This is a genomic window from Polaribacter sp. BM10 (assembly GCF_002005425.1).
Classification (GTDB): domain Bacteria; phylum Bacteroidota; class Bacteroidia; order Flavobacteriales; family Flavobacteriaceae; genus Polaribacter; species Polaribacter marinaquae.
Map to the genome: position 1 here is coordinate 1679172 of NZ_CP019704.1, position 25302 is coordinate 1704473.

General features: G+C 28.8%; 26 protein-coding genes. 10 read left to right on the forward strand and 16 right to left on the reverse strand.

What is annotated here, in order from left to right; genetic code table 11:
- Positions 1–53 precede the first annotated feature (53 nt).
- Positions 54–1034, forward strand: a complete 981-nt coding sequence (locus BXQ17_RS07500; protein ID WP_077810019.1) for a CorA family divalent cation transporter — start codon at positions 54–56, stop codon at positions 1032–1034.
- Between the two features lie 65 nt (positions 1035–1099).
- On the opposite strand, the gene BXQ17_RS07505 is transcribed toward BXQ17_RS07500, so the two are convergent.
- From BXQ17_RS07505 to ruvC, 3 genes are read right to left on the reverse strand one after another with little or no spacing between them, the layout of a single operon-like run.
- On the reverse strand, positions 1100–1849 hold the full coding sequence (locus BXQ17_RS07505; RefSeq protein WP_077810020.1) for a cyclase family protein: 750 nt from the start codon (positions 1847–1849) through the stop codon (positions 1100–1102).
- Positions 1850–1873: 24 nt separating this feature from the next.
- Complete coding sequence (hemW, locus tag BXQ17_RS07510; protein WP_077810021.1) at positions 1874–3001, reverse strand: radical SAM family heme chaperone HemW; 1128 nt, start codon at positions 2999–3001, stop codon at positions 1874–1876.
- Positions 3001–3555 (reverse strand): crossover junction endodeoxyribonuclease RuvC, encoded by a 555-nt coding sequence (ruvC, locus tag BXQ17_RS07515; RefSeq protein ID WP_077810022.1) that lies wholly within the window; start codon positions 3553–3555, stop codon positions 3001–3003. The genes hemW and ruvC overlap by 1 nt, the downstream gene beginning before the upstream one ends.
- A 66-nt stretch (positions 3556–3621) precedes the next feature.
- Between ruvC and BXQ17_RS07520 the strand changes: the two genes are divergently transcribed.
- Together BXQ17_RS07520 and BXQ17_RS07525 are read left to right on the forward strand one after the other, a co-directional pair.
- Positions 3622–4572, forward strand: a complete 951-nt coding sequence (locus BXQ17_RS07520) for a lysylphosphatidylglycerol synthase domain-containing protein (protein ID WP_077810023.1) — start codon at positions 3622–3624, stop codon at positions 4570–4572.
- The gene (locus BXQ17_RS07525) at positions 4569–5681 is read left to right on the forward strand and encodes a glycosyltransferase (protein ID WP_077810024.1); all 1113 of its coding nucleotides are present in this window, start codon (positions 4569–4571) and stop codon (positions 5679–5681) included. Before BXQ17_RS07520 ends, BXQ17_RS07525 begins: the two co-directional genes overlap by 4 nt.
- A gap of 147 nt (positions 5682–5828) precedes the next feature.
- Here BXQ17_RS07525 and BXQ17_RS14660 read toward each other — a convergent pair whose 3' ends face one another.
- The 5 genes from BXQ17_RS14660 to BXQ17_RS07545 all read right to left on the reverse strand — a co-directional run bounded on the left by BXQ17_RS14660 (position 5829) and on the right by BXQ17_RS07545 (position 10827).
- Positions 5829–5960 (reverse strand): hypothetical protein, encoded by a 132-nt coding sequence (locus BXQ17_RS14660; protein WP_302849555.1) that lies wholly within the window; start codon positions 5958–5960, stop codon positions 5829–5831.
- A 58-nt stretch (positions 5961–6018) separates the two neighbouring features.
- Positions 6019–7839, reverse strand: coding sequence for a cytochrome-c peroxidase (locus BXQ17_RS07530; RefSeq protein ID WP_077810025.1), 1821 nt, complete (start codon positions 7837–7839; stop codon positions 6019–6021).
- Between the two features lie 72 nt (positions 7840–7911).
- Entirely contained in the window at positions 7912–9453 is a 1542-nt protein-coding gene (locus tag BXQ17_RS07535; RefSeq protein ID WP_077810026.1) for a hypothetical protein, read from the reverse strand.
- 183 nt (positions 9454–9636) lie between these two features.
- The gene (gene mnmD, locus BXQ17_RS07540; protein ID WP_077810027.1) at positions 9637–10290 is read right to left on the reverse strand and encodes a tRNA (5-methylaminomethyl-2-thiouridine)(34)-methyltransferase MnmD; all 654 of its coding nucleotides are present in this window, start codon (positions 10288–10290) and stop codon (positions 9637–9639) included.
- 12 nt (positions 10291–10302) lie between these two features.
- On the reverse strand, positions 10303–10827 hold the full coding sequence (locus BXQ17_RS07545; protein WP_077810028.1) for a DUF4920 domain-containing protein: 525 nt from the start codon (positions 10825–10827) through the stop codon (positions 10303–10305).
- 121 nt (positions 10828–10948) lie between these two features.
- Here BXQ17_RS07545 and BXQ17_RS07550 point away from each other — a divergent pair, with 121 nt between their 5' ends.
- From BXQ17_RS07550 to BXQ17_RS07560, 3 genes are all read left to right on the forward strand, one after another.
- Positions 10949–12004 carry a branched-chain amino acid aminotransferase gene (locus tag BXQ17_RS07550; RefSeq protein ID WP_077810029.1) on the forward strand — a complete coding sequence of 352 codons (1056 nt, stop codon included), beginning with the start codon at positions 10949–10951 and terminating at the stop codon, positions 12002–12004.
- A gap of 141 nt (positions 12005–12145) precedes the next feature.
- Positions 12146–12691 (forward strand): DUF4252 domain-containing protein, encoded by a 546-nt coding sequence (locus BXQ17_RS07555; RefSeq protein ID WP_077810030.1) that lies wholly within the window; start codon positions 12146–12148, stop codon positions 12689–12691.
- 3 nt (positions 12692–12694) lie between these two features.
- A complete protein-coding gene (locus tag BXQ17_RS07560; RefSeq protein WP_077810031.1) occupies positions 12695–13306 on the forward strand; it encodes a DUF1684 domain-containing protein in 612 nt (203 codons plus the stop codon).
- A 116-nt stretch (positions 13307–13422) separates the two neighbouring features.
- Here the strand turns inward: BXQ17_RS07560 and BXQ17_RS07565 are convergent, their stop codons facing one another.
- Positions 13423–14127, reverse strand: coding sequence for a crotonase/enoyl-CoA hydratase family protein (locus BXQ17_RS07565; protein WP_077810032.1), 705 nt, complete (start codon positions 14125–14127; stop codon positions 13423–13425).
- Between the two features lie 202 nt (positions 14128–14329).
- Between BXQ17_RS07565 and BXQ17_RS07570 the strand changes: the two genes are divergently transcribed.
- Positions 14330–15631, forward strand: a complete 1302-nt coding sequence (locus BXQ17_RS07570) for a voltage-gated chloride channel family protein (protein ID WP_077810033.1) — start codon at positions 14330–14332, stop codon at positions 15629–15631.
- Positions 15632–15657: 26 nt separating this feature from the next.
- On the opposite strand, the gene BXQ17_RS07575 is transcribed toward BXQ17_RS07570, so the two are convergent.
- Both BXQ17_RS07575 and BXQ17_RS07580 read right to left on the reverse strand, forming a co-directional pair.
- Complete coding sequence (locus BXQ17_RS07575) at positions 15658–16620, reverse strand: BT_3928 family protein (protein ID WP_077810034.1); 963 nt, start codon at positions 16618–16620, stop codon at positions 15658–15660.
- A 35-nt stretch (positions 16621–16655) separates the two neighbouring features.
- The gene (locus BXQ17_RS07580) at positions 16656–17192 is read right to left on the reverse strand and encodes a DUF1599 domain-containing protein (protein WP_077810035.1); all 537 of its coding nucleotides are present in this window, start codon (positions 17190–17192) and stop codon (positions 16656–16658) included.
- A 107-nt stretch (positions 17193–17299) separates the two neighbouring features.
- Here BXQ17_RS07580 and folP point away from each other — a divergent pair, with 107 nt between their 5' ends.
- Entirely contained in the window at positions 17300–18124 is an 825-nt protein-coding gene (folP, locus tag BXQ17_RS07585; RefSeq protein WP_077810036.1) for a dihydropteroate synthase, read from the forward strand.
- Between the two features lie 190 nt (positions 18125–18314).
- Positions 18315–19091 carry a diadenylate cyclase CdaA gene (gene cdaA, locus BXQ17_RS07590; RefSeq protein ID WP_077810037.1) on the forward strand — a complete coding sequence of 259 codons (777 nt, stop codon included), beginning with the start codon at positions 18315–18317 and terminating at the stop codon, positions 19089–19091.
- 66 nt (positions 19092–19157) lie between these two features.
- On the opposite strand, the gene BXQ17_RS07595 is transcribed toward cdaA, so the two are convergent.
- The 3 genes from BXQ17_RS07595 to truA all read right to left on the reverse strand — a co-directional run bounded on the left by BXQ17_RS07595 (position 19158) and on the right by truA (position 22147).
- The gene (locus tag BXQ17_RS07595; RefSeq protein ID WP_077810038.1) at positions 19158–19580 is read right to left on the reverse strand and encodes a hypothetical protein; all 423 of its coding nucleotides are present in this window, start codon (positions 19578–19580) and stop codon (positions 19158–19160) included.
- A 71-nt stretch (positions 19581–19651) separates the two neighbouring features.
- Positions 19652–21418 carry an ABC transporter ATP-binding protein gene (locus BXQ17_RS07600; protein WP_077810039.1) on the reverse strand — a complete coding sequence of 589 codons (1767 nt, stop codon included), beginning with the start codon at positions 21416–21418 and terminating at the stop codon, positions 19652–19654.
- Positions 21419–21421: 3 nt separating this feature from the next.
- The gene (gene truA / locus BXQ17_RS07605; protein ID WP_077810040.1) at positions 21422–22147 is read right to left on the reverse strand and encodes a tRNA pseudouridine(38-40) synthase TruA; all 726 of its coding nucleotides are present in this window, start codon (positions 22145–22147) and stop codon (positions 21422–21424) included.
- 97 nt (positions 22148–22244) lie between these two features.
- On the opposite strand from truA, the gene BXQ17_RS07610 reads away from it, so the two are divergent.
- Entirely contained in the window at positions 22245–22742 is a 498-nt protein-coding gene (locus tag BXQ17_RS07610; protein WP_077810041.1) for a metallophosphoesterase, read from the forward strand.
- Between the two features lies 1 nt (position 22743).
- Here the strand turns inward: BXQ17_RS07610 and BXQ17_RS07615 are convergent, their stop codons facing one another.
- Together BXQ17_RS07615 and BXQ17_RS07620 are read right to left on the reverse strand one after the other, a co-directional pair.
- A complete protein-coding gene (locus tag BXQ17_RS07615) occupies positions 22744–24540 on the reverse strand; it encodes a tetratricopeptide repeat-containing sensor histidine kinase (RefSeq protein WP_077810042.1) in 1797 nt (598 codons plus the stop codon).
- A gap of 9 nt (positions 24541–24549) precedes the next feature.
- On the reverse strand, positions 24550–25233 hold the full coding sequence (locus BXQ17_RS07620) for a hypothetical protein (protein WP_077810043.1): 684 nt from the start codon (positions 25231–25233) through the stop codon (positions 24550–24552).
- Between the last annotated feature and the right edge of the window lie 69 nt (positions 25234–25302).

Sequence of the window (25302 nt, forward strand, 5' to 3'; positions counted from 1 at the left end):
TTTTATCAATTTAAGAAGTATCTTTATCTACCAAATTTACAATTAATATTTATATGGAAAATATTTTTTTAGACAACACCTCTATCATTAGTTATTCTAATAAAAATTACGAGAAAAATAATTTTTCTGCAATTTCTCAAATAAAACTTTCGCAAGGAACAGAAACTATAGAATGGCTAAATACCTACGGAATTAAGTTTCAAGAGGAATATAAAAAAGTAATTTACCAGAATAATTTAGATGATTTTTTGATAAAATTATTAAGTGATGAAAATCATCCAAACAAAGTAATTTTATTAGATAATTTACTATTTATAACAACACGTGTTTTAATTACAGAAAGCAGAAAATTAGAGTCTGAGCAAATGATTTTTATTGTTTCTGCAGATTTTTTATGGTCTATTCAAGAAAAACATGGCGATTATTTTAATTGGATTCGTGAGCGATTAGAAGGTAACAAAGGAATTGTTAGAAAGAAAAGAGCCGATTATTTGTTATTTTTACTTTTAGAATCGATTATAGACAATTACCAAGACACTTATGAGGAAAATGCTGTTTTAAGTGCAGATAAACTAAATTCTACCAACATAAAACCTACACCAGAATTTACTTCTTTAGTAGAAAAAAGAAAACAAGAACTTTTTAATTTTAAGAAAGCTACAATGAGTTTAAAAGACACAATTTTAAAGTTAGAAAAAATTGAAATTGATGGTTTTGAAGTAAAATATTTTAGTGAATTAAAAGAACAAACAAATAACTTAATTTCGAATATCGATTTCGAATTGCAAGAGTTAGAAAGTAAAATCAACTTAATATTTAGTATTCAAGGACATCGGTTAAATGAAGTAATGAAAACGCTTACAATTTTATCTGTAATATTTATTCCGCTTACTTTTTTAGCCGGAATTTACGGTATGAATTTCGAATACATACCAGAACTAAAATTTAAATATGGTTATTTTATTTTATTAGGAATAATGGTACTGGTTACCATTGCTTCTGTTTGGTATTTTAAACGAAAAAAATGGTTTTAACGTTTTTATAATCAATAAAAAAACCTTTTTAAGTTCGAATTAAAAAGGTTTTTTTTTAAAAATTTCTATTTAATAATTTTATACAAAACGGGTTTACTTGGTGTTGCATCGTTTTCAAACGGAGCAATCATTAAGTTTAATAAATACTCGCCATCTTCTACATCGTTTGGTACATAAATAAATTCTGTAATTGTAGCATCCATTCTAATTTCGCCAGCAGTATTCCAAAAAGCATTATGAGATAACAATTTACCATTATCATTTTCTTTATCAACAGAAGGTAAATCTACCAATAAATGTTTTATCCCTTTTTCTCTTAAATAAATTGCAGCTTTTTCAGACAAATATGTAGGATTTGTATTTGAATACTGCATACTCTTTTTATCATCTAAATTAGGCAAAGTTCTAATTACTATAGCGTCTCGTTTCTTATTTTTTAAAGCTGTTTTTAATTGCTTTACTCCTATCATAAAATCTCCATTATGAAACAATGGTGCAATTGTAACAACCTCTGCTAAAAATATAAAATACTTTAAGTTTTTGTTTACAGAGTGTATTTCTTCTGTAATATGACCTACACATTCTGTATGTGTAATATGAGAGTGCGGATTGAAATGAATGCTATTAAAATTTACAACAGCACCTTCCGATACTTTTATTGTTTCTCCGTCTATTTTTTCTGCAGTAATTTTAGGCTCCTCTAAATACCAAGCATTTACATTTTTTTTTGATGGGTCTATAGGAATTGAAATATCTATAGGATTAGATATATTTACTTCTATTTTTCTTGAATTATATTCTATAGTTGCTTTCATTTTTTACTTTACTATTTTTAAACCTCAATTTAATTTAAACAAATCAGATGCAATTCCATCGGCTAAAAACTTTCCTTTTTGGGTTGTTTTTAAGGTTTTATTTTCAATATACAATAAATCTTCAATTATAAATTTATTAGATAATTTTTCTAAATAATTTAAAAAATCATCTCCAAAATCCTTTTTAATTTTTTCTAAAGACACACCCCAAACGGTTCGTAAACCCGTCATCACATACTCATTGTATCTATCTGTTTTAGAAAGAGTTTCCCTTTCGATTGGCAATTTATCCTCTAAAATTGCTTTTATGTAATGCGTATTATTTCTAACATTCCAACTTCTTTGTTTACCATTAAAAGAATGTGCAGAAGGCCCAATACCCAAATAAGATTTACCTAACCAATAAGAAGAATTATTTTTACTAAAATAGTTTTCTTTTCCAAAATTAGACAATTCATAATGTATAAACCCTTCTTTTTTTAATGTTTTGGTTAATATTTGAAACTGCTCTTCTGCCTTAACATCATCAACATTTTTAATTTTCCCTTTTGCGATTAATGATTCTAAAGCCGTTTTAGGCTCTACTGTAAGCGCGTAACTAGATATGTGCGAAATACCAAAATCTAAAGCTGTTTTTATATTTTCTTCCCATTCTTTATTTGCACAATCAGGAATTCCATAGATTAAATCAACCGAAATATTATCGAAATACTGTGTAGCAATTTCTAAACATTTTTTTGCTTCGGATGCATTGTGTGCGCGATTCATCAATTTTAAATCTTTCTCAAAAAAAGATTGTACACCAATACTTAATCTATTGATTACTGTTTTAGAAAGTTCTACTATTTTTTCTTCGGATAAATCATCTGGATTTGCCTCTAAAGTAACTTCGGGATTTTCTACAACATCAAAATGATGATATACAGTAGCTATCAATTTATCTATTTCTGATGTATTTAAAACAGACGGAGTTCCGCCACCGAAATAAATAGTTTCAACTTTTTCGCCTTTTAATTCTTCTTTTCTTAATGCAATTTCTTTTTTTAAACAATGCAACATTTCTTCCTTTTTCTTTAAAGAAGTAGAAAAATGAAAATCGCAATAAAAACATGCTTGTTTACAAAATGGTATGTGAATGTATATTCCTGCCATTACTTTTTAACTCTCTTTTCGTTTTGCTTTACAAAACTTGCCCAACCAGTATAATTTTTCCCGCCTACTACTCTGCCAGAATTATAAAAATGGCAAACTGCTGCAGCCAAACCATCTGTTGCATCTAAGTTTTTTGGCAAGGTTTTTAAATTTAAAAGCGATTTTAGCATTAGAGCCACTTGTTCTTTACTTGCACTTCCGCTACCTGTAACTGCCATTTTTATTTTCTTTGGTAAGTATTCGGTTATAGGAATTTCTCGAGATAAACCCGCAGCCATTGCAACGCCTTGCGCTCTACCTAACTTTAACATCGATTGTACGTTTTTACCAAAAAAAGGAGCTTCTATAGCAATCTCATCAGGATTGTATGTATCAATAAGTTCTATTGTTCTCTCAAATATTAGCTTTAATTTTAAATAATGATCATCGTATTTTTTTAAAAGTAATTCGTTCATTTGAACAAATTCCATTTTTTTTCCAACCACTTTTATAACGCCAAAACCCATAATTGTTGTTCCGGGATCGATTCCTAAAATTATTTTTTCTGTAGCCAAAGGCGAAAATTGTTTTTTGAATTTATCATTAAACTTAATGATGATTATTTATTACTTTGCAAAACAATGAAATATTCGCAAACACACAAATCTAAACAAATCTTTTGGTTGCTCATAAAACTAACGATTGTATTTATTTGTGCTTATTTTATTTGGCAAAAAATAAATAACAATAAGTTATTATCTTTAAATGATTTTAAAAACGTTTTGAGTCAATCTAAAGTATTTACGTTAAAAAATTGCGGCTTTTTACTAATATTTACTTTTGGTAACTGGTTTTTAGAAATTTTAAAATGGAAAACACTTGTTAAAGAATTGAAAGAAATTAGCATATTTACTGCCGCAAAACAATCTTTAGCATCTCTTACCGCTTCTTTAATAACACCTAATAGAATTGGAGAATATGGTGCAAAAGCATTGTATTTTAAAAAGAAAAACAGTATTCAAATAATGCATTTAAACTTAATTGGTAATTTACATCAATTAGTAGCAACAGTGTTTTTTGGCTTTTTAGGTTTCATATATTTCTACAAAAACTATCCAATAAACTTTGATCTTTCTAGTTTTTATACCGTTTTAATTCTAACCTGTGTTTCATGTATTTTAATAATAGTTCTATGCAAACTGTTACTTTCTAAATTAGAAATTTTTAGAAATGGAATTGTAAAAATCAAAACAAAAACGCATCTAAAAATAGCTCTATATTCATTTTTTAGATATCTTATTTTTTCTCATCAATTTTATTTTTTATTGATGTTTTTTAAAACGAACATTACCTATATTGAAGCTATTACCGCCATTAGTTCTATCTATTTATTAAGTTCTTTTATACCAATGTTATCAATTTTTGATGCGGTTTTAAAAGGTTCGGTCGCCTTATTTATTTTTGAAATTTTAGATGTAAACTCAATAACAATCTTAAGTATTACAACATTAATGTGGCTTCTTAATTTTGTTTTACCCTCAATTATTGGTAGTTATTTTGTAATTACATTTAGCCCTAAACAACAAGCATGATTTATCTACTGTTTTTTCTGTATTTACTTTATGCGATATTAATTATCGCTTTAACAATAGGATTTATTAGCGTTAAAGAGTTTACTAATAAAAGTACGTTTTTCACCAAATTTACAATTGTTATTCCGTTTCGAAATGAAGCTGATAAATTGCCTTTATTATTAAATTCGATATTAGAACTAAATTACAATTTAGACTTTGTAGAGTTTTTATTTATTGATGATGATTCTTCTGATAATTCTACCAACATCATTTCTAACACTTTAAAAGAAAAAAAAATTGATTATACGATTCTTAAAAACAAGCGCGTTTCTAATTCACCAAAAAAGGATGCTATTACCTTGGCAATAGCAATTGCTAAAAATAACTGGATTATTACTACGGATGCAGACTGTGTTTTACCTAATAAATGGTTAAAAACTTTTAGCAGTTTCATAGAACAAAACCAACCTAAAATGGTAGTTGCTCCTGTTAACTACATTGTTAAAAACAACTCTTTAGAACAGTTTCAGTTACTAGATTTTATGAGTTTGCAAGCAACTACAATTGGTGGTTTCGGAATCGGTTTTCCTTTTTTATGCAATGGTGCAAACCTAGCGTACAGAAAAGATATTTTTTTAGAATTAAATGGTTTTAAAGGCAATACCTCTATTGCAAGCGGTGATGATATTTTCTTATTCGAAAAATTTAAAGAAGTCTACAAAAAAGATGTTCAGTTTTTAAAATCTAAAAACGCCATGGTGAATACTTTTCCGGTTACAACCAATTCAGGTTTAATAAACCAGCGAGTGCGTTGGGCTTCTAAAACAAATAAGCTAAAGTCTATTTCTGTAAAATTAATCGGTTTACTAATTTTTCTTGTAAATCTTAGCGTTGTGCTTAGCATCTTCTTATCAAATAACTTACTAATTATTTTAACGCCAATTTTTGTAAAAATAAGTATCGATATATTCTTATTTCTGCCAACTATAAGATTTTACAATCATAAAAACTCTTTTTACAAATGGTACCTTTTTAGTAGTATTTTATATCCTTTTTTTAGTGTGTTTATCGTTTTTAAATCACTTTTTTATAAATATAATTGGAAAGGAAGAACATTTAAAAAATAACAATGCAATAAAGTTTGCAAACAAGTTTAGCCCAGATTGAAGTGGCATCCTTTTTAGAACTGTTCTTGTAATTTGCGAAGGATGAACAAATTTAAAAGAACAGCTGTAAAAAGATATAACGGAAAGCTGGAAATAGCTTCTAAAAAATTAAAATAAAGCGTTCATTAATGCTTCTGCTTTAAACCAAAGTATTAGTGCAACTGCTAACAATAATACTAGAAAAAGTCCTCTTTTAGGTTTTGTTTCTTTTTTTCTTCCAAATTTTCTTTTAAACTCCATTTAAAAATATTTTAATAACGAAGATAAAAAAATGTACCGACACCAAAAGTTTTTAACTTTAATAGTTCTCTGAATCTGCAGGATTGTCTGTTAACGTTTCTATAAACGCAATAATATCTTGCTGTTCTTGGGCTGTTAACTCTAAATTATCGAACGGTAAAGTTTGATGTTCTAAGTTAAAACCAAGACCACCACCGCCACCAAGATTATAAAAATTAAGCACTTCTTCTAGCGTATTGTAAACACCGTTATGCATGTAAGGCGCAGTTATTGCTGCATTTCTAACGCTTGGTGTTTTAAACATACCTTTGTGTAATTCTTCTTTGTAACGCCAATAAAAACCTAAATCGTCATCTAATTTTTTATTCTGATTTGTTTCTGGCACGCCAATAACCTCTTTTTCGGTTTCTGTAAAAAATGGCGGAACGGTTCCGTTTGTTAATGGCATAAAATGACAAGTTGCGCAAAGTGCTTTTCCCATAAATAAATTATACCCTTTCTTTTCGTTTGTTGTAAATGTATTTTCTTGTCCTCGAATATTTCTATCGAATTTAGAATTGAAACTGTTTAATGTAGATACATAAGAAGAAATTGCTTTAATAACTTCTCTATTACTTTTTGGCACTGTATTATAAGCTTCTGTAAACAGTTTTATGTACGTTGTATCTTTTAAAATATCTTCTGAAAACGTATGAACCTCTGTATTAAACTCTTTAGAATTATTAAAAACCATAGAAATTTGATCTAATAAATCACGAGATCTACCATCCCAAAAGAAGCTTTTTTGAAACGCAGAATTGATTAACGTTGGTGTATTTCTTAATAAAAAATTACCTTTATTATCTTTATTTAAAGCAACACCATCTGCGTAACCTTTTGCTGGTAAATGACAACTAATACATGCCATTTTTTTATCTTTAGACAACTTAGGATCTGAGAATAATTTTTCTCCTAAACTTATTTGTTTTTCTGTAGGATTTCTATTTGATGGCGGCGTAAAGTAATTTAGATTGAAAGAATTATTTTCGAAAAAAGTAGGTGCATCAAAATTAAAAGGTTCAGATTTTACGGGTTGCCATAATTTTGATTCTTTTCTAATTGCTACCCAATTTCTTGTAATAGCATTAAAGTAATCTCTTGTAAAAGTATATCTATCAAAAGTATTAAAATCTAAGTTTTTCCCTATAAAAGCTATTGCTTTTTTTATGTTTTCTTGAAACTCAAGATCTAAATTTTTATTTGTATTCTTAATTATTGGTTGTAGTGTTTTAGAATACACAAATAATAAACTTTCTAATGAAGTTATGGTTTCTGAGATTCCTAAATGACTTACTGGCGTATCGAAACCAGAAATTGATAAACTTGCAATTCTAAATAATTGCTGATGTGTAGCGATAAAAAATCGCTGCGTATTTAATTTTCTTTTTAAAGCACCTTTTTTTAAAACCGATAATAACCCCTTTGTAACATAGATTTCTTTTTTAAAATCTAGTTCTGATGTTTCTAAATCGTAGATACTTTCTTCTATTTTTTGCAAACCAACTGGCTCTAATATTTTGCCATTATCTTCTTTATAAATAGGTAATGCTGGCCCATTGGCACGGTGCCCAACTTCTGGATTTAAATAAGAAACATAAGGCTCTGCTTTTTTAAAATTTTCTCTTACTTTTTTAAAGTAAAACTTGGTTTTATCACCTTTAAAACCTTCTTGTTTTAAGCTATCTAAATAACTAATTGCTTTAGAAATATTTTCTACGTAATAATTTTGAGCAGTAGACCAATCAACCTTAGTAATGTACTCTTTCTCTTGCTTGTCTTTACAAGAAATAGTTAGTAATAATGTTAAGATTGAAATAAATAAAGTAGTTTTAATTTTCATAAAAAAAGTATAAAAACAAATGAATCTCCATATTACATGGAGACTCATTTTATAAAATAAATTTGGTATTAATTATCTAGGTAAACCTTGTAATAAAACTATTTGACCACCTTGATTGTGAGGTAAATTTGTAGATCTAAAATCTTCACTTTGCCAATAATGTGGTTGTAATGCAAGAATAAAAGTATCTGCTTGTCCTATTTTATCAGAAACATCTATTAATGCTCCAAATTCTCCAGAAAAATTACTACTTCCTGTTGGAGACAAGTTACTTTCTATTTTTAACTCTAAAACAACATTTGCATTGTTACCACTTAAATCTGTTTGGTAAATTTGCGCTGCATGGTTTCTACTAAAAGAATTAGGATCTTCTTGCACATACACATAGTTTTCTGTAACACAAATATTATCTGGACTTTGCAATTCTGCTAGGTTACCGTCTTTGTTGTTTGTATCTGTATTTCCACTAATAATTTGAGTTAATTTTCCTTCTAAAGGATTTGTATCATCTAACTCTAATTTATAAACAGTACCCCAGTCATTATAAGTTCCTCTTCCTGGACCTCTACCTGTTACTGCGATAAATACATTTCTTGCATTTGCATCAGAACCTTTTTGGTAATCGACATCTTCTACTCTCATAAACTGAGATGCAAAAACATTTGTACAAGCAGTTTCCATTTCATTCTTTGTCATGCTTGCTCCATTTTCTATTTCTACAAACTCTACATCATATGTAGTACCAAAATCTAAACTACCTTCATTATAAACAGTAGACGCATCAACACTTTTAACTCCTTTTGCACCATCAGAAACCTGCTTAAATCTTAATACATAAATTTTACCATTTTCTAAATCTGCATCTCCGTTTTCAGAAACATACATTGTTACTTGCCCTTCAGATCCGCTAGAGTCATCATCTCCACCAATAATTACTGTTTTACCAGCATAAGTGTTTTTTGGCAATGGCACTGCATTTTCCCAAGAAAACTCACCTAAAGCATCTAAACCGAAATCTGCAGTTGGTGTTGGTGATTCTACCCAAGGGTCGATTGCTTTTACATCGTAAGAAATACTCTCTGATGCTGATAAGAAGATATCTTTATCGCCACCATGAATATCTTTTTCCCACATTGTAGCAGAACATTGTCTTGCAAAATCTGCAACACCTGCGTTTAATAACCAATCTCCTTCTAAAGGATTCATAAATTCATCAAAACGAATTCTAGAAACAGCATAATCATCTTCTGCGTTTACTACTAAAATATATTCGTCTCCGTCTTTCAAAAATCCTGCTCCATCTTGAGAACCTAATAAACGAAAACCATTAGATAATACATCTGTAGAACTTATTAAAGAATACGCTTTTAAATCTGTGTAATTTGCGTTAATTTTTACTAAAGGAGATAATGTAGATTTGTTTGAAAATAAATCTGGAGTTGGTGTAAAGTCTTTACCATCTTCACCATCTTTTCCGTCTTGCCCATTTTGTCCGTCTTGACCGTTTACACCGTCAATTCCGTTTAAGCCGTCTTCTGCACAACTTGTTATTAAGGTAAAACTCGCACTCATAAATGCAAGCGCTAAAAATAATTTTGTAATTGGTTTTTTCATGATTATAATTAAAAGTTAGTTATGATGCCAAAACTATAATTATAAAAAAAAGGAATTGTTAACTAAGAAAAACCATATTGTTAAACTAGGGTTAGATAAAAGTTAAGAACTTTATCTAAATATTACGAGCGGTAAAAATTGTAAAAACAACTCTTACCGCTCGATAGTGTATTTTAAAGAACACTATTTTTTTGTAGCTCTTAACATCTCTCTTTTACCTGGTGGCCCAGGTAAACGTTCTACAAAAAAACCTACTGCTTGCATAGCTCTTCTAACACTACCTTTTGCAGAATAAGTTACTAAGATTCCGTTTGGTTTTAATGCTTTGTACATTTTTAAGAAGATTTCTTCGGTCCAAAGTTGTGGTTGAACACGCGCCCCGAATGCATCATAATAAATTAAATTAAAAGCATTTTCATCATTTATATCTTCAAAAAATTGTTTTCTTTTTGTTAAAGAAAAATTGTCAGAAATCTGATGCTTTTCTTCCCAAGAAACATGATGCATTTTTTTAAAAACTTCTTCTTGTTCTTTTGCTTCTAATACAGCTACAAAATTCATTTTATCAATTTCATCTGCAGTAACAGGGTAAGCTTCTACACCAACATAATCAATTTCTTTTTTACCTTCTAAATAAGTTATAAAACAGTTAAGACCTGTACCAAAACCAATTTCTAGTATAGAAACTTTGTCTGCAATAACTTCTTTTAAACCACATTTTATAAAAACATGGTAGGTTTCATTGATAGAACCATTTTTAGAATGATATTGCTCATCCCAATCTGGTAAATGTATGGTAGAAGAACCATCCGAAGTAATTAGTATTTCTCTTTTCAAAATGGAACTTTATTATAAAGTAATTTCAGATTTTAATAACACTCCGTTTGCTTCAAAAGCATATTCTTTTTTCGGAGCTGTTATTTTTGCTATTTCTTCTGCACTTTTACCTGCATCTTCTGCGTAGTGCTTTAACTCATCTACTGGCGTAATTTTTACAAAAGCTTTACCTGCAACAATTACTTCTTTACCTTTAGAATCTAAAGGCATAAAAAAACCATAATCTTTAAAACGAACCATTGTTTCTGTTTCGTTTTCTAAAGGTAATTTCATCCAACATCCTTTTTTAACACAAACTTCTTTAATATTAGAAGCAAATTTTACATCTATAGTATCGCCAACATTCATTGTTTCAAACTTTGCCAACATTGCTTTAGAAGTTAAAGCATTGTCTTTAGAAATTTGATCTCCGTAAGATTGAAAAGCAAATGTTTTTGGTGCTGGTGTTGTTGCTTCTTGGTTACTTCCTTTTTTAACCTCTTTACATCCAGCTAATACTAAAAGTGCTAGAGCACATAATTTTACAACTAATTTCATATGATTTATTTTTAATAACTTGTTTACAAATGTAATCAATTTAACAGTAAAACGACCTTTTTTATGTTACTACAGATGAATAAATTATGTACATTTGTAGAGAAATTTAATCAAACAAATTATGAATTCTAACATAGAAATCAAACATATAGAAAAGTCGAAGATAGACACAGTAGATTTTAATAACTTACCTTTTGGTAGTGTTTATTCTGATCATATGCTAACTTGTACTTTTAAAGACGGAAAATGGCAAGATGCTGTTGTAGAACCTTTTGCACCAATCTCTTTAGATCCTTCTGCTAAGATTTTTCATTACGGACAATCTATTTTTGAAGGTATGAAAGCCTACAAAGATGCCGACGGAAATACATTATTATTTAGACCTTTAGATAACTGTAAGCGTTTAAATAAGTCTGCAGAACGTTTGGTAATTCCGCAAATACCAGAAGAAATTTTTATGAACGGTTTAAAAGCTCTATTAAAAGTAGATGACGCTTGGATACCAACAAAAGAAGGTAGTTCTTTATATATTAGACCATTTATGTTTGCTTCGGGTAACGGTTTTCATGCATCTCCTGCAGACGAATATAAATTTATGATTTGTACTGCGCCTTCTGGTGCTTACTTTGCTGGTAAAGTAAAAGTTTTAATTGAAGAAAAATACGCGCGTGCTGCAAATGGTGGTGTTGGATTTGCTAAAGCTGGTGGTAATTATGCTGCCCAATTTTACCCAACTCAATTAGCCATAGAAAAAGGATACAACCAAGTAATTTGGACAGATGACAATACACACGAATATATTGAAGAGGCTGGTGCAATGAACATTTTTATTAGAATTAACGACACGTTAATTACTAGCCCAACAAATGATAGAATCTTAGACGGAATTACACGTAAAAGTATTATTCAAATAGCTAAAGATTTAGGTATTAATGTAGAAGTAAGAAAAATTTCTGTTACAGAAGTAATTGCTGCTGCAAAATCTGGCGAATTAAAAGAAATGTTTGGTGCAGGTACTGCTGCCGTAATTTCTCCTATTGCAGGTTTTGGTTTTCAAGAAAACGACTATGATTTACCAGAATTAGAAAAGCCGTATGCTGCTCTTTTAAAGAAAACAATTACAGACATACAAACAAATAAAGCAGAAGATCCTTATGGTTGGAGAGTTCAACTATAAATAAGTTTGCATAAAATATAAAAGCACTAAGTAAAAACTTAGTGCTTTTTTTTACATCATTTTTAAAGTACATATCTATAGAATCTAATACATAATCAAGAAAGTTTAATTTGATTAATTTTGTATTTTTATAAAAAAAACATGAAAACTAAATTTATTACTTTTTTAGCTGCTTTTTTATTACTTGTTTCTTGTGGTAGCGGTAAAACTTTCCAAAGTTTTTTTAATAATCACAAAAAAGATATTGGCGTAACTGCATTTCAGGTTCCTAATTTTATGCGTGCATTGTTAACTAATATTTCTCCTGAAATTAACAACTTATTTGGCAACGTAAAAGACTTTAAATTTATCACTTTTAACAATATCTCGAAGCAAAAGCAAAACTTATTAATTAATGAAATGAACTTAGTAACAGACAACAACTTTACCGATATGCTGCGAAGCAATCAGCCAGAAAAAACAAAAATAGTTTCTGTAAAAGAAGATGGCGATGTTGTTACTCAAGCCATCATTTTTAATTCTACATTAGCAAAAACATCTGTGTTTTACTTAAAAGGTCGTTTTGATCCTAATCAAATTAAAAAATTATCAGATGAAAATCAATTTGAAAATCTTTCAAATAAATTAATTCAGAATTATAAAATATCACCTAGCACAAAAAGCACTCCTGGTTTTAATCCAAATTAAAAAATGAAAAAAATAATAGTTGTTTTTACTTTATTACTAATGATATCTTGTAACTCTCAAGGTAAAAGACCATTGGTTGGCGTTACAGAATATCAACAAAAATTAAATGCAAATTATAAAGACGCTTCTATATCTCCTTTAAAAAAAAGAGACTTAAAAAAATTTAAAGGTTTAGATTTTTTTCCTGTAGATTCTACTTTTATTGTAACTGCAAAATTAATTAGAACAGCAAATGCGCCAACTTTTGAAATGGCAACAACTACAGACAGAAAACCATTGTATAAAGAATTTGGCAAATTAAATTTCAAATTAAAAGGAAAAGATATACAACTAACTATTTACCAAAGTCAAGACGATTTAAGAGACGAAAAATATAAGGATTATTTATTTCTTCCATTTACAGACAACACCTCTGCAGACCAATCTTATGGTGGCGGGCGTTATATGGATGTAATGCTTACAGACATAAAAAAAGATGATACAATAGAGTTAAATTTTAACAACACATACAACCCTTATTGCGCCTATAACGACAAGTATTCTTGCCCGTTAACACCAAGAAAAAACCACATCGACTTAGAAGTAACTGCAGGAATTAAAGACTTTAAAAAATAATTTTAGAAGCTATTTCCTGCTTTCACTACTCGCTTTTTTCGTTCCTCAAAAGAGCTCAAACAAACCGTTCAATCAGGGCTGAACCTATTTGCTAGCAATTAGAAATTTAGATAACGTTATTGCTTATTAATAGAAATATCTGCTTCTAAATCTGCTGCAATAGCTTTCTCTAAATCAATTAAATCTTGTTTTCTAACCTTTAGTTTGGTTTCTGCATGTGCTTTTGCATTTAATTTAGAAGACATTTCTGCAACTTTAATAGCAGTTGGTAATAAATGATCTTCTTCTACAACAACATCTAAAAACCCAGCATCTACAGCTTGTTTAGTATTATAAATTTCGGCATTATTTACACTTCTATTTAAGTATACTTTAGACAAACGCGCTTTTGCAATTGCAATACCTGCATTGTGCATTGTCATACCAATTAAAACCTCATTTAAACCAATTTTAAAATCTCCTTTTACACCAATTCTGTAATCAGCAGATAATAATAAAAAAGCACCTTTAGCAATTGCGTGGCCAGAACAAGCTATAATTATAGGCTTAGCAAAAGATAACATTCTTAAAGACAATTTAGAACCACTAGTAACTAATTCTTTGGCAGATTCAGGTGATTTTGTCATAACTTTTAAATCAAAACCTCCAGAAAATATTCCTTTTTGTCCTGTTAAAACAACCACTTTATTTTCTTGCATTGCTTTATCTAAACTTAAATTTAAGCCATCAATAACAGCAGGAGAAATAGCATTGGCTTTACCATTATTAATTGTTATTAATGCATAATTTTCTTCAGATTTATAGGTAACAAATTCGTTCATTCTATTATTTTTAATTAGTTAAAACAAGGTACAATAAAATCTTAAAAAGAAAAGAATTTCTATTAGTAATTGATTGGTAAAAGTTTAAATCTTCTTAATATTAATTTGTTTATTTTTGCCCTTTCACATTTAAAAACTTAAGAAATAGTTAATTATTAAATCAACTCTAATAATACTTAGACTTAAGATTTTGCAAAATTTCATGACAAAAATTAAACAATTCTTTTTCTCTTTTCAACAAAGTTTCTCTTTGCTTTTTCTATTTAAATGGATTTTTATCTGTTTACTTGTTGGCGCATTAACAGGAAGTGCATCTGCCATTTTTCTATGGACGTTAGAATGGGCAACAACTTATAGAGAAACAAATATCTGGATTGTTTGGCTACTACCAATTGCAGGTTTAATTATTGGTTTGTCATATCATTATTTTGGTAAAAGTGTTGTAAAAGGAAACAATATGTTGTTAGAAGAATATCATTCTCCTAAAAAAGTGATTTCTTTAAAAATGGCACCTTTGGTCTTTTTAGGAACAATTTTAACGCATTTATTTGGTGGTTCTGCGGGTCGAGAAGGTACAGCAGTTCAAATTGGTGGTGCAATTGCAGATCAATTTACCAAACTATTTCGGCTTTCTAATTTAGACAGAAAAATATTATTAATAGCTGGTATAAGTGCAGGTTTTTCTTCTGTATTTGGTACACCTTTAGCTGGTGCAATATTTGCTTTAGAAGTAATGGTTATTGGTAGAGTAAAATTTGATGCAATTCTACCTAGTTTTTTAGCAGCGGTTTTTGCCAACTATTTTTGCGATTTTTGGCAAATTTCTCATCATACGCATTATACAATTTCTACAATAGCAGAGTTAACGCCAGTTACTGTATTGTGGGCATTATTAGCAGGAATTATTTTTGGATTAACTAGTATGTTATTTTCAAAATCTACACATTTCTGGGGTAAAACATTTAAAAAATTAATTAAATATCCGCCATTAAGACCAGTAATTGGCGGTATAATTTTAGCAATTACTTGGTATTTTATTGGCACTACAAAATATATGGGACTTGGTGTGCCAACTATTGTTGATGCATTTGACATCAACCTAAATTCTTACGATTTTATCTTAAAGCTTTTATTTACCTCATTTACACTTGGTGCCGGATTTAAAGGCGGAGAAGTTACTCCGTTATTTTTTATCGGTGCAACTTTAGGTAATGTTTTAATATGGTTTATACCGTTACCAATGCCTTTATTAGCTGGTATGGGTTTTGTTGCTGTATTTGCTGGCGCAACCAACACACCTATTGCATGTACAATTATGGGAATTGAATTATTCGGAATTGAATCTGGCGTTTTTATCGCTTTAGCGTGCACAAGTGCATACTTATTTTCTGGACATTCTGGTATTTATTCTTCTCAAATTATAGGTAGTTCTAAACATCTGTTTCATAAAAAAGAAGAAGGATTAACGCTTACTGATGCAGACAATCTGCGCAATAAGAATTAATCCTTTTTTTATATATTTTTGATTATTTACAATTCTAAATCATCAACATCTACCCAGTTTTTTTTCTGAGTTACAGTTCCTTTGTTTAATATTATAACTCCTGGATTTGCTCTAATCATTGTTTTTAAAGTTGTTTCATCACAAAATAAAAATTCGAAAGGCAAATTATATTTTTCTTTAGCAAGATTTAAATCATCAGAAAAAGAAGCAGATACTCCATAAACCGTATACCCTTTTTGTATTGCTTTGTTAGCAATATCTTTAATTGCCGGAAAGCCTTTGACATCAGACTTGTCTAAATTGTAAACAATTACCAGCATTACTTTTTCTTTTTCTAATAAATCTGGCGCTAAATCTTGCTGCGTATCTTCTAACATAAAATCGTGAACTGGTGGTATAGAACCATCCGCAGGATATTGCATTCCTTCTTGTAAATTTTTACCAACTGCATAAGCTCTAAAATCTATTATTGGCAAATGCGTTAAAACATGTTGTACAATAAATAAGAAAATACCTAAAGATAAAAAGGTAATTATTTTCGGAATTTTACCTTTAAAAATTGGGTTTATCAATTCAACTTTAATTAATAAAACTACAATTAGTGCAATTAGAATTACATTTTTATAGAAAGTTTCCCAAGGTGTTAATTTTATTGCATCGCCAAAACAACCACAATCTGTAACCTTATTGTAATAAGCAGAATACCAAGTTAAAAACAAGAAAATTACAGTTATAATTAACAAACTCCAAACTGTAGTTTTAGGTTTGTAACCAATTAAAATCATCACTCCTAAAAGTATTTCTGCTACAATTAAAATTATTGCAAAAGGCAAAGCATACGGAATTAAAAACTCCATATTTAAAACACTTTCAGAGAAATATTCTTGAAATTTATATTGTGAACCAATAGGATCTACCAATTTTACAAAGCCAGAAAAAATAAACAAGGCTCCTACTATAATTCTAAATAATTGTATTATTATTTTCATTTTGTTGGTTTTAATCACATTTTTAATAAGAATCTCTAATTTCCTAAGTGAATCATAGCAAAAACTGCATAATTAATCATGTCTTGGTAATTAGCATCTATACCTTCCGATACAATCGTTTTACCTTTATTATCCTCAATTTGTTTTACACGTAATAATTTTTGTAAAATTAAATCGGTTAAACTAGAAACGCGCATATCTCTCCAAGCTTCACCATAATCATGATTTTTATTCATCATTAATTCTTTGGTAACTTTTGCATGTGCATCATATAAAACAGTTGCTTCATCAGTATTTAAATCCGGATTTTCTACAACACCTTTTTCTAACTGAATTAAAGCCATAATAGAGTAATTTATAATTCCTATAAATTCAGATTTCTCACCTTCGTCTACTTTTCTTACTTCATTTTCTTGTAATTGACGAATTCTAGTTGCCTTTATAAATATTTGATCTGTTAAAGATGGTAATCGTAAAATTCTCCACGCAGAACCATAATCGCTCATTTTTTTTATAAATAAACTTCTACATTCTTTAATTACAGCATCATATTGTTTAGATGTATCTTGCATTCTATTTTATTAAAAGTATTTGTTCAAAAATACTAAATACTATAAGCTTTTCTTTTATTTTTACAGAAGTTTTTTAAAACTGCATTCATAATTTAAAAATAAGTAAAATGACCATAAATTGTAAAGGAACCTTAATCGATCTTTCATCGCCTAAAGTTATGGGAATTTTAAACATTACACCCGATTCTTTTTTTGACGGAGGTAAATACAAAAACGAGTCTGATATACTTTCTCAAACAGAAAAAATGTTAAAAGATGGCGCAACCTTTATCGATGTTGGCGCTTACTCTTCTAGACCTGGTGCAAAGCATATTTCAGAAAAAGAAGAGTTACAAAGAATTGTTCCTGTAATTAATTTGTTGCTTAAAAATTTTCCTGAAATAATCATTTCTGTAGATACTTTTAGAAGTAAAGTTGCCAAAGAAACCATAAACGCTGGTGCAGCTATTGTAAACGATATTTCTGGCGGAAATATGGATACCAACATGTTCGAAACCGTTGCTAATCTTCAAGTACCTTATATTTTAATGCACATGTTAGGTACACCACAAAACATGCAGAAAAACCCTGTTTATAACAATGTTATTCAAGAAATTATTAGTTTTTTTGCTGCTCAAATACACAAATTACATCAGCTAAAACTTAATGATGTAATTATTGATGTTGGCTTTGGTTTTGGCAAAACTATCGATCATAATTTTGAAATTCTTAAAGATTTAAGTCTCTTTAAATCTTTAGACGCACCCATTTTAGCCGGAATTTCAAGAAAATCTATGTTATACAAAACACTAGACATTACTGCACAAGAAGCTTTAAACGCAACAACTTCTGCAAATTCAATTGCGCTTTTAAATGGTGCAAATATTTTAAGAGTACACGATGTAAAAGAAGCAATCGAAGCAGTTAAAATTGTAAATAAGATTTCTTTTTAGAAGCTATTTCCTGCTTTCACTACTCGCTTTTTTCGTTCCTCAAAAGAGCTCAAACAAACCGTTCAATCAGGGCTAAACTTCTTAATTTGCTTTATTTTATATTAAATTAATATAATTATTATCTATTATAGATTTTGATATTGTTCTCCAAATTATTTATTAGTACATTAGCCTAAAATCACTAATTTTTATGCTCGATTTTATAGAATTTTCTTTGTTAGATGTTTTAGATATTTTGCTAGTAGCAATATTACTTTATTACATTTATAAACTTTTAAAAGGAACTGTCGCCATAAATATTGTAATCGGTATTGCCTTAATTTTCTTAATCTGGAAAATTACACAAGCCTTAAAAATGGAAATGCTCAGCGGAATTTTAGGCTATTTACTTTCTGGTGGTGTAATTGCCTTAATTATTGTTTTTCAGCAAGAAATAAGAAAATTCTTATTAATGATTGGTACAACTAATTTTACCAACAAAAGAAACTTTTTAAAACAATTAAAATTTTTACAAACAGAAATTGGTTCGGATATTGATACCGAAACAATTATAGAAGCATGCCAAAAAATGTCTAAATCTAAAACGGGTGCTTTAATTGTTATTGAAAGAACAAATAGTTTAGATTTTTTAATTAATACTGGCGATACAATGAATGCGCTTTTAAACGACGCATTATTACAGAGTATTTTTTATAAGAATAGTCCATTACATGATGGTGCCTTAATTATTAGAGATAATTATATTGTTGCTACAAGAGTTGTTTTACCAATTTCTGATAGCACTAAGATTCCTGCAAGGTTTGGCTTAAGACATAGAGCAGCAATTGGTGTATCTGAGAAAACAGATGCTGTTTGTCTTTTAGTTTCAGAAGAAACAGGAGAAATCTCTTATATAAAAGACGGTGGTTTTGAATTATACGCTAATTATACAGACTTAAACGAAAAGGTTAGAAAAGACCTAATGTAATACTTCATCCAAATAAAAAAAGCTCTCTAAATAAGAGAGCCTTTTATTTTATAAATGTAACTATAATTAGTTAGCTGGTGCCATTTTAGACTGAATTTGAGCCATTACCTTCGCATACATTTCTTGCTCTTCTTTTGGTAATTTTGAAGCCATTTCTCTTCCTTCATCTAATATTTTTTTTCCTTTTGCAGCAATTGCAGTAATTTTTGCAACATTACCATTTGCTGCTATATAATCTCTTGCATAAACAGTATATGCCTTTAAGTTTTCTACAATTTTATCATTAGAAAATGAAGGAATTGTAATACCAACTAAACCAGATTCCATTGGTTTTTCTACAACAATGTCTGTTTCTACTTCTTTTTTAACAACTTCAGTTGTGTTTTCTATTACTTCAGTTTCTTTAATTTCTTTAACATCTTTAGTGTTAGATTTACAAGAAGTAAACATTAAAGCACCAATAAATACAATTGATAATACTTTTTTCATTTTTATATTGTTTAAGATTGAATACCAAATTTAACAATTAAAAAAGAAAAACATCAATTTATCCTAAGTATTTAAGAAGCAACATCCAAACTAAATTGCTTATCGTATAAATTCTTGTAGTAACCCTCTTCTTTTTCTAACAATTCGTTATGGGTTCCTTCTTCTACAATTAAACCTTTATCCATAACAATTATTTTATCTGCTTGTTTAATTGTTGCTAATCTGTGAGCAATTACTATAGAAGTTCTATCTTTTGTAATTGTTTCTGTTGCAAACTGAATCATTTGTTCTGCATGTGCATCTACAGAAGATGTAGCTTCATCTAAAATTAAAATACTTGGTTTACTTACGTACGCTCTTAAAAAAGCTATTAATTGTCTTTGACCAGAAGAAAGCATTGCTCCTCTTTCTTTTACATTGTAATTATAACCACCAGGTAATGTCATAATAAAATCATGAATACCAATTTGTTTTGCTGCTTTTTCTACTTCTTCTTTAGAAATAGTGTCATCTTTTAAGGTGATATTATTTAAAATAGAATCTGAAAATAAAAATACATCTTGTAAAACTACTGCAACCTGATCTCTTAAACTTTGCAATTTATATGCATCAATAGAAATATCATCAATTTTAATTACACCGCTATCAATCTCATAAAAACGATTTAACAAATTAATAATGGTAGATTTTCCTGCACCAGTTGCACCAACAATTGCAATTGTTTGTCCGTTTTTAACTTTTAAATCGATACCCTTTAAGACTTCCTCACCAGCAACATAACTAAATTTTACATTTTCAAAATTAATAGTACCTTTTAAGTTTTTCGCTTCAATTGTTCCGTTTTTAGAAATTGTACTTTCTGTATCTATAATTTTAAAAACTCTCTCACCAGATACAATTCCCATTTGCAATTGATTAAATTTGTCTGCAATTTGTCTTAATGGTCTAAATAACATTTGAGCCATTTGTACAAAAGCCATCACTGTACCAGGACCAGGAACTGCACCATCTATTACTTGCTTGCTTCCAAACCAAACAATTAAACCAATACCTATTGATGATAAAATTTCTGCTATCGGAAAAAAGATAGAAAAATACCAAATTGTCTTTATGTAAGCATCTTTGTGTTTGTTGTTTATCTCTTTAAAGTTGTTGTATTCTATATTTTCTCTATTAAATAACTGTACAATTTTCATACCTGTTACTCTCTCTTGCACAAATCCGTTTAAATTAGAAACCTGATTTCTAACTTCTTGAAAAGTTGCCTTAATAGCTTTCTGAAAAACTTTTGTAGCATACACCAAAATCGGTAAAACCGCAATTGCTATAAATGCTAGTTTCCAATTTATTATAAACATTACAACAATTACAGCAAACATTTGTAAAACATCACTTACAATTGTAAAAACTCCGCTACTAAAAAATGCCGCAATGGTTTCTATATCAGACACCACTCTTGTTACAAGTTTACCAACAGAATTCTTATCAAAATAAGACATTCTAAATTGTAAAATATGTCTAAAAATCTTTGCTCGAATATCTCTAATTATATGCTGACCAACCCAATTTGCGTAATAGATAAACGTAAATCGTAAAACAACTTCTATCATTAAAACACCTAACATTAATAAAATACTGTTTATTAAACCTTCGGTATCTTTATTTGTAATATAAACATCTACAGTTTTCTTTAAAATAATAGGTGTTAGTAAGGCAACACCTGCTAAAAGAATTGTAGAGGTCGACGCTATAATAAAATTACGTTTGTATCTTTTTGCAAAGCTCATTAGCCTTAAAAAGATATCCATATCAAAAGCATTTCCTGTTTTATTTGCCAAAATTTAATATTTTATTTTAGTTAAAAATAACCCTTTTGCAGGCACAGATAACCCTGCGTTTCCTCTATTTTTACTCTCTATAATTTCTCTAAAATTATCTATTGTAATTTTTTCTAAACCTACATCTACTAATGTACCAACTATTGCTCTAACCATATTTCTAAGAAACCTATTGGCAGAAATATGAAATACTAATAAATCACTTTCTTGTTTCCAAACGGCTTCTGTAACATTACAATTAAAAGTATACACATCTGTTTTTACCTTAGAAAAAGTCTGAAAATCTTCATATTCTAATAACAAACTCGCGGCCTTATTCATCTTAGAAACATTTAACTTTTGCGAATGTATTTGCCATGAAAAATCTAATAAAAAAGGATTTCTACCCAACCAAATTCTATATTCGTAACTTCTACTTTCTGCATTAAATCTTGCATGATGCTCTTCTTCTACTAAAAACACACGGTAAATTGTAATATCGTTTGGTAAAATAGAATTCAATTTATGTACAATATCGCCTTTAATTTCTTTTTCTAAATCGAAATGTGCAAACATTTGTGAAGCATGCACGCCAGTATCTGTTCTTCCTGCACCTACAACTTCTATTTGCAATTGTAAAACAGTGCTAATGGCATGATTTATTTTTTCTTGTACAGACACAACATCTGGCTGTATTTGCCAACCATGATAATTCTTTCCGTTGTAAGCAAGTTCTATAAAATATCTCAAGAAAATAGTTTTTTGTAGACTGTAAAATTACGGAATTTATTTTGTTATTAGTATTTTTGATGACCGAAGAGAAGTTAAACTTTTCTTACTAATTTATATGAAGAAAATTCTACTTTTATCGGATACACATAGCTTTATAGATGCTCAAATTTTAAAGTTTGTAAAACAAGTAGATGAAGTTTGGCATGTTGGTGATATTGGCGACTTAAATGTGACCGATACTATAAAAAAACTAAAACCTTTAAGGGCTGTTTATGGCAACATTGATGATAAAGATGCTAGAGCAGAATTTCCTTTAGATAATAAATTTGAATTAGAAAGAGTAACAGTTTGGATGACACATATTGGTGGTTATCCTAATAAATATTACAAAAGAATAAAAGACGAAATTCAACTAAATCCTCCAAAAATTTTTATTTCTGGACATTCTCATATTTTAAAAGTACAGTTTGATAAAAAATTAAATTTACTTCATTTAAATCCTGGTGCTGCTGGCAAACACGGCTTTCATAAAATTAGAACAATGCTAAGATTTAGCCTAGATAGTGGGGAAATTAAAAACCTAGAAATAATAGAGTTAGGTTCTAGAGGATAATTTAACTTTTTTCTACAACCGGTAATTCAACAGAAATTGTAGTTCCTTCTCCTATTGTAGATTCGATTAGAAATTTTCCGTTCATCATTCGAATTCTAGCTTCTATTTGATTTAAACCTAAACCATCTTTATTTGTTACCTTATTTTTATCAAAACCAACTCCATCATCTGTAATTTGAAAACATAAATTTTTGTCTTTCTCGTAAAGGGTAATTAAAGTATAACTCGCTTTACTGTGCTTTAAAATATTATTTACAAACTCTTGAATAATATTATAAATTTTAATTTCAAAATCTTGATGATATCTTCGTAAACCCGAAATATCTGTATCAATTTGCAGTACAGAATTAGAGTATTTTGTAGCGATGTCTTTAATAGCAAAGTTTAATCCAAATTTTAATAAAACCGATGAAACCAATGTATGCGATAAATCTCTAATTTTTTGAGAAGCTTCTGCAATAATATTTTGTGTTTTGTCTATTTCTAAAGGAATATCTCCTTTAAACAATGGTTTGGTCGCCATTAAGTGCAAGTTAGCAGATGAAAGTAAAGCACTTACACTATCATGTAAAGTTTCTGCTATTTCTTTACGTTCTGTTTCTTTACCATCTATGGTTGCGTTTAATATTCTTGCTTGAGATTCAGATTTTAATTTTTCTATATTTTGATTCTGAATTAATTGTGTTTGAGATAATTTAAGCCTTAAGTTTTTCTGCTTTAGTTTATAGAGATTCAAAAAATACACTAAAGAAATCATTACAATAAAACTACCAATTCCAAAAAACCAAAAAGTTTTCTGATCCTTTAATCTTTTGTTTTCTTCTTCTTTTCTCCCTAATTCCTTACCCTTACTATAATCATATTTATAGGCTAACTCATCTATCATACCTTTATATTCTTTATAACGTAAGCTGTCCTTTATTTCGTAAGAAATTAATTGAAACTCATAAGCTTTGTAATCTTTTAATTTAAACATAGAATAAGCTATGTTTTCATACATTGCTTCTTTAAATTGTGTGGCTAAATTTGAATTATCATTCTCAATTAAGTCTAACGCTTTTTTATAGTTTTCTTTAGCTTTAGCAAAAGCTTCTTTATATATATAAATGTTAGCCAAATTACTTATAGCAGCTGCTTCTGACATTTTATTATTTTGCGACCGATGAATATCAATTGCTTTTAATGCGAAGTTCTTTGCTAACTCAAATTCTGAATTAACACTGTAAATTCCGGATAAATTACTATAAGCTTTTGCTTTAAACTTTTCAACTTCTGCGTTACTTAAAGTATTTTCATTAATTAAAATATTATAATAGTACTTAGCACTATCAGCAAACTTTTCATTTCCTTTTTCTAAACTAATATTTTGATATACACTACCTATTTGGAGGTTAGTTTTACTACGTATTAACTTATTGCTAAGGGTAATATTCTCTCTAGAATCTATTAAAGAAGAACTATCTATGGTTTTAAGAACATTTTTATAAAAAGAAATTGCCTTATTATATTTTCTTGATTTTGCAAACGCCTCTGCCATTATTGCATTTACCTCAATGTATATATTTAAATCGTTGTTTTTTGAAAGGTCTAAAATTTCATAACCTTGTTTAATTATCTCTAAAAAATTTTCATCCGTTTTTATTTTTTTAAAAACTTTAAACTTAGTTTGAAGGATTGAATCATTTTTTTTTACAAAAAGAGAAACAGTTGTATTAACTGTTTCTCTTTTTTCTGCATAAATACTTATCTCAAGTAATAGAAACAAATACAAAAATAAATTGAAATATTTAATATTCATCTAAATTAATTACATATCAACCAATACCCTTGGTGTTCTTGATACTCGCATCGACTCCTGTGAACTCTTCGATTCCAATATATTAACAAAATGATTTACAAAATCAATCCTTAGAACTTCACCTTCTAATTTAGTGAAATTTCTAGAATAAATTGTTTCAGAAGATTTTCCTTTTTCTAAGTGAATTTCATAAATACTAGTCTCTTCATTGTAAATAAAATCTACAGTAGTTTGATTTTTTACCGTAAAATCTAAATCATAAGTACCGTCTTCATTACTTGTAATGCTATATTCTGATAAAAATGTATCATCTAAATTTTTTTTAGCCATTTCAATATTATCATCAATAATACTAATATTAGATGTTTTATTAGATCTAGTATCTACAAAACCAATACTTAATTCTTGATCGTCTATTAATAATTCTTTAGATTGTTTTTTACTTGCTTGGTTATCAGATTCATAAAAATGAAATTCATTTTTATTTGTTTCTTCGTTTTTAAATGCTTGTGTTTTTACATTTTCATCAACATCTAAATCAATAGAATAAGCACCGGTAGCGTCTCTTTTTATCTTATAAGATTTAAGTGCATTTTCACTTTCTTCTACAGGTAAAATACTCTCGTTCGAAGAACATGCTGATAATGTTAATACTGCTACAACAACTAATGATGCTAATTTTTTAATTTTCATAATAATGGAATTCTTGAGGTTTGTTTTAAGTTAAGTTGGGTAATTGGGGGATTGGTAATATTGAAAGGA

Bases quoted from the DNA above. Each gene is read 5' to 3' on its own strand.
- BXQ17_RS07595 (WP_077810038.1), bottom strand. From the start codon at position 19,580: ATGAAAAAAGTATTATCAATTGTATTTATTGGTGCTTTAATGTTTACT.
- BXQ17_RS07580 (WP_077810035.1), bottom strand. From the start codon at position 17,192: ATGCAAGATACATCTAAACAATATGATGCTGTAATTAAAGAATGTAGA.
- folP (WP_077810036.1), top strand. From the start codon at position 17,300: ATGACCATAAATTGTAAAGGAACCTTAATCGATCTTTCATCGCCTAAA.
- cdaA (WP_077810037.1), top strand. From the start codon at position 18,315: ATGCTCGATTTTATAGAATTTTCTTTGTTAGATGTTTTAGATATTTTG.
- BXQ17_RS07615 (WP_077810042.1), bottom strand. From the start codon at position 24,540: ATGAATATTAAATATTTCAATTTATTTTTGTATTTGTTTCTATTACTT.
- BXQ17_RS07545 (WP_077810028.1), bottom strand. From the start codon at position 10,827: ATGAAATTAGTTGTAAAATTATGTGCTCTAGCACTTTTAGTATTAGCT.
- BXQ17_RS14660 (WP_302849555.1), bottom strand. From the start codon at position 5,960: ATGGAGTTTAAAAGAAAATTTGGAAGAAAAAAAGAAACAAAACCTAAA.
- BXQ17_RS07565 (WP_077810032.1), bottom strand. From the start codon at position 14,127: ATGAACGAATTTGTTACCTATAAATCTGAAGAAAATTATGCATTAATA.
- BXQ17_RS07570 (WP_077810033.1), top strand. From the start codon at position 14,330: ATGACAAAAATTAAACAATTCTTTTTCTCTTTTCAACAAAGTTTCTCT.
- BXQ17_RS07550 (WP_077810029.1), top strand. From the start codon at position 10,949: ATGAATTCTAACATAGAAATCAAACATATAGAAAAGTCGAAGATAGAC.
- BXQ17_RS07610 (WP_077810041.1), top strand. From the start codon at position 22,245: ATGAAGAAAATTCTACTTTTATCGGATACACATAGCTTTATAGATGCT.
- BXQ17_RS07530 (WP_077810025.1), bottom strand. From the start codon at position 7,839: ATGAAAATTAAAACTACTTTATTTATTTCAATCTTAACATTATTACTA.
- hemW (WP_077810021.1), bottom strand. From the start codon at position 3,001: ATGGCAGGAATATACATTCACATACCATTTTGTAAACAAGCATGTTTT.
- BXQ17_RS07560 (WP_077810031.1), top strand. From the start codon at position 12,695: ATGAAAAAAATAATAGTTGTTTTTACTTTATTACTAATGATATCTTGT.
- BXQ17_RS07520 (WP_077810023.1), top strand. From the start codon at position 3,622: ATGAAATATTCGCAAACACACAAATCTAAACAAATCTTTTGGTTGCTC.
- BXQ17_RS07535 (WP_077810026.1), bottom strand. From the start codon at position 9,453: ATGAAAAAACCAATTACAAAATTATTTTTAGCGCTTGCATTTATGAGT.
- BXQ17_RS07500 (WP_077810019.1), top strand. From the start codon at position 54: ATGGAAAATATTTTTTTAGACAACACCTCTATCATTAGTTATTCTAAT.
- BXQ17_RS07505 (WP_077810020.1), bottom strand. From the start codon at position 1,849: ATGAAAGCAACTATAGAATATAATTCAAGAAAAATAGAAGTAAATATA.
- BXQ17_RS07575 (WP_077810034.1), bottom strand. From the start codon at position 16,620: ATGAAAATAATAATACAATTATTTAGAATTATAGTAGGAGCCTTGTTT.
- BXQ17_RS07525 (WP_077810024.1), top strand. From the start codon at position 4,569: ATGATTTATCTACTGTTTTTTCTGTATTTACTTTATGCGATATTAATT.
- BXQ17_RS07555 (WP_077810030.1), top strand. From the start codon at position 12,146: ATGAAAACTAAATTTATTACTTTTTTAGCTGCTTTTTTATTACTTGTT.
- BXQ17_RS07620 (WP_077810043.1), bottom strand. From the start codon at position 25,233: ATGAAAATTAAAAAATTAGCATCATTAGTTGTTGTAGCAGTATTAACA.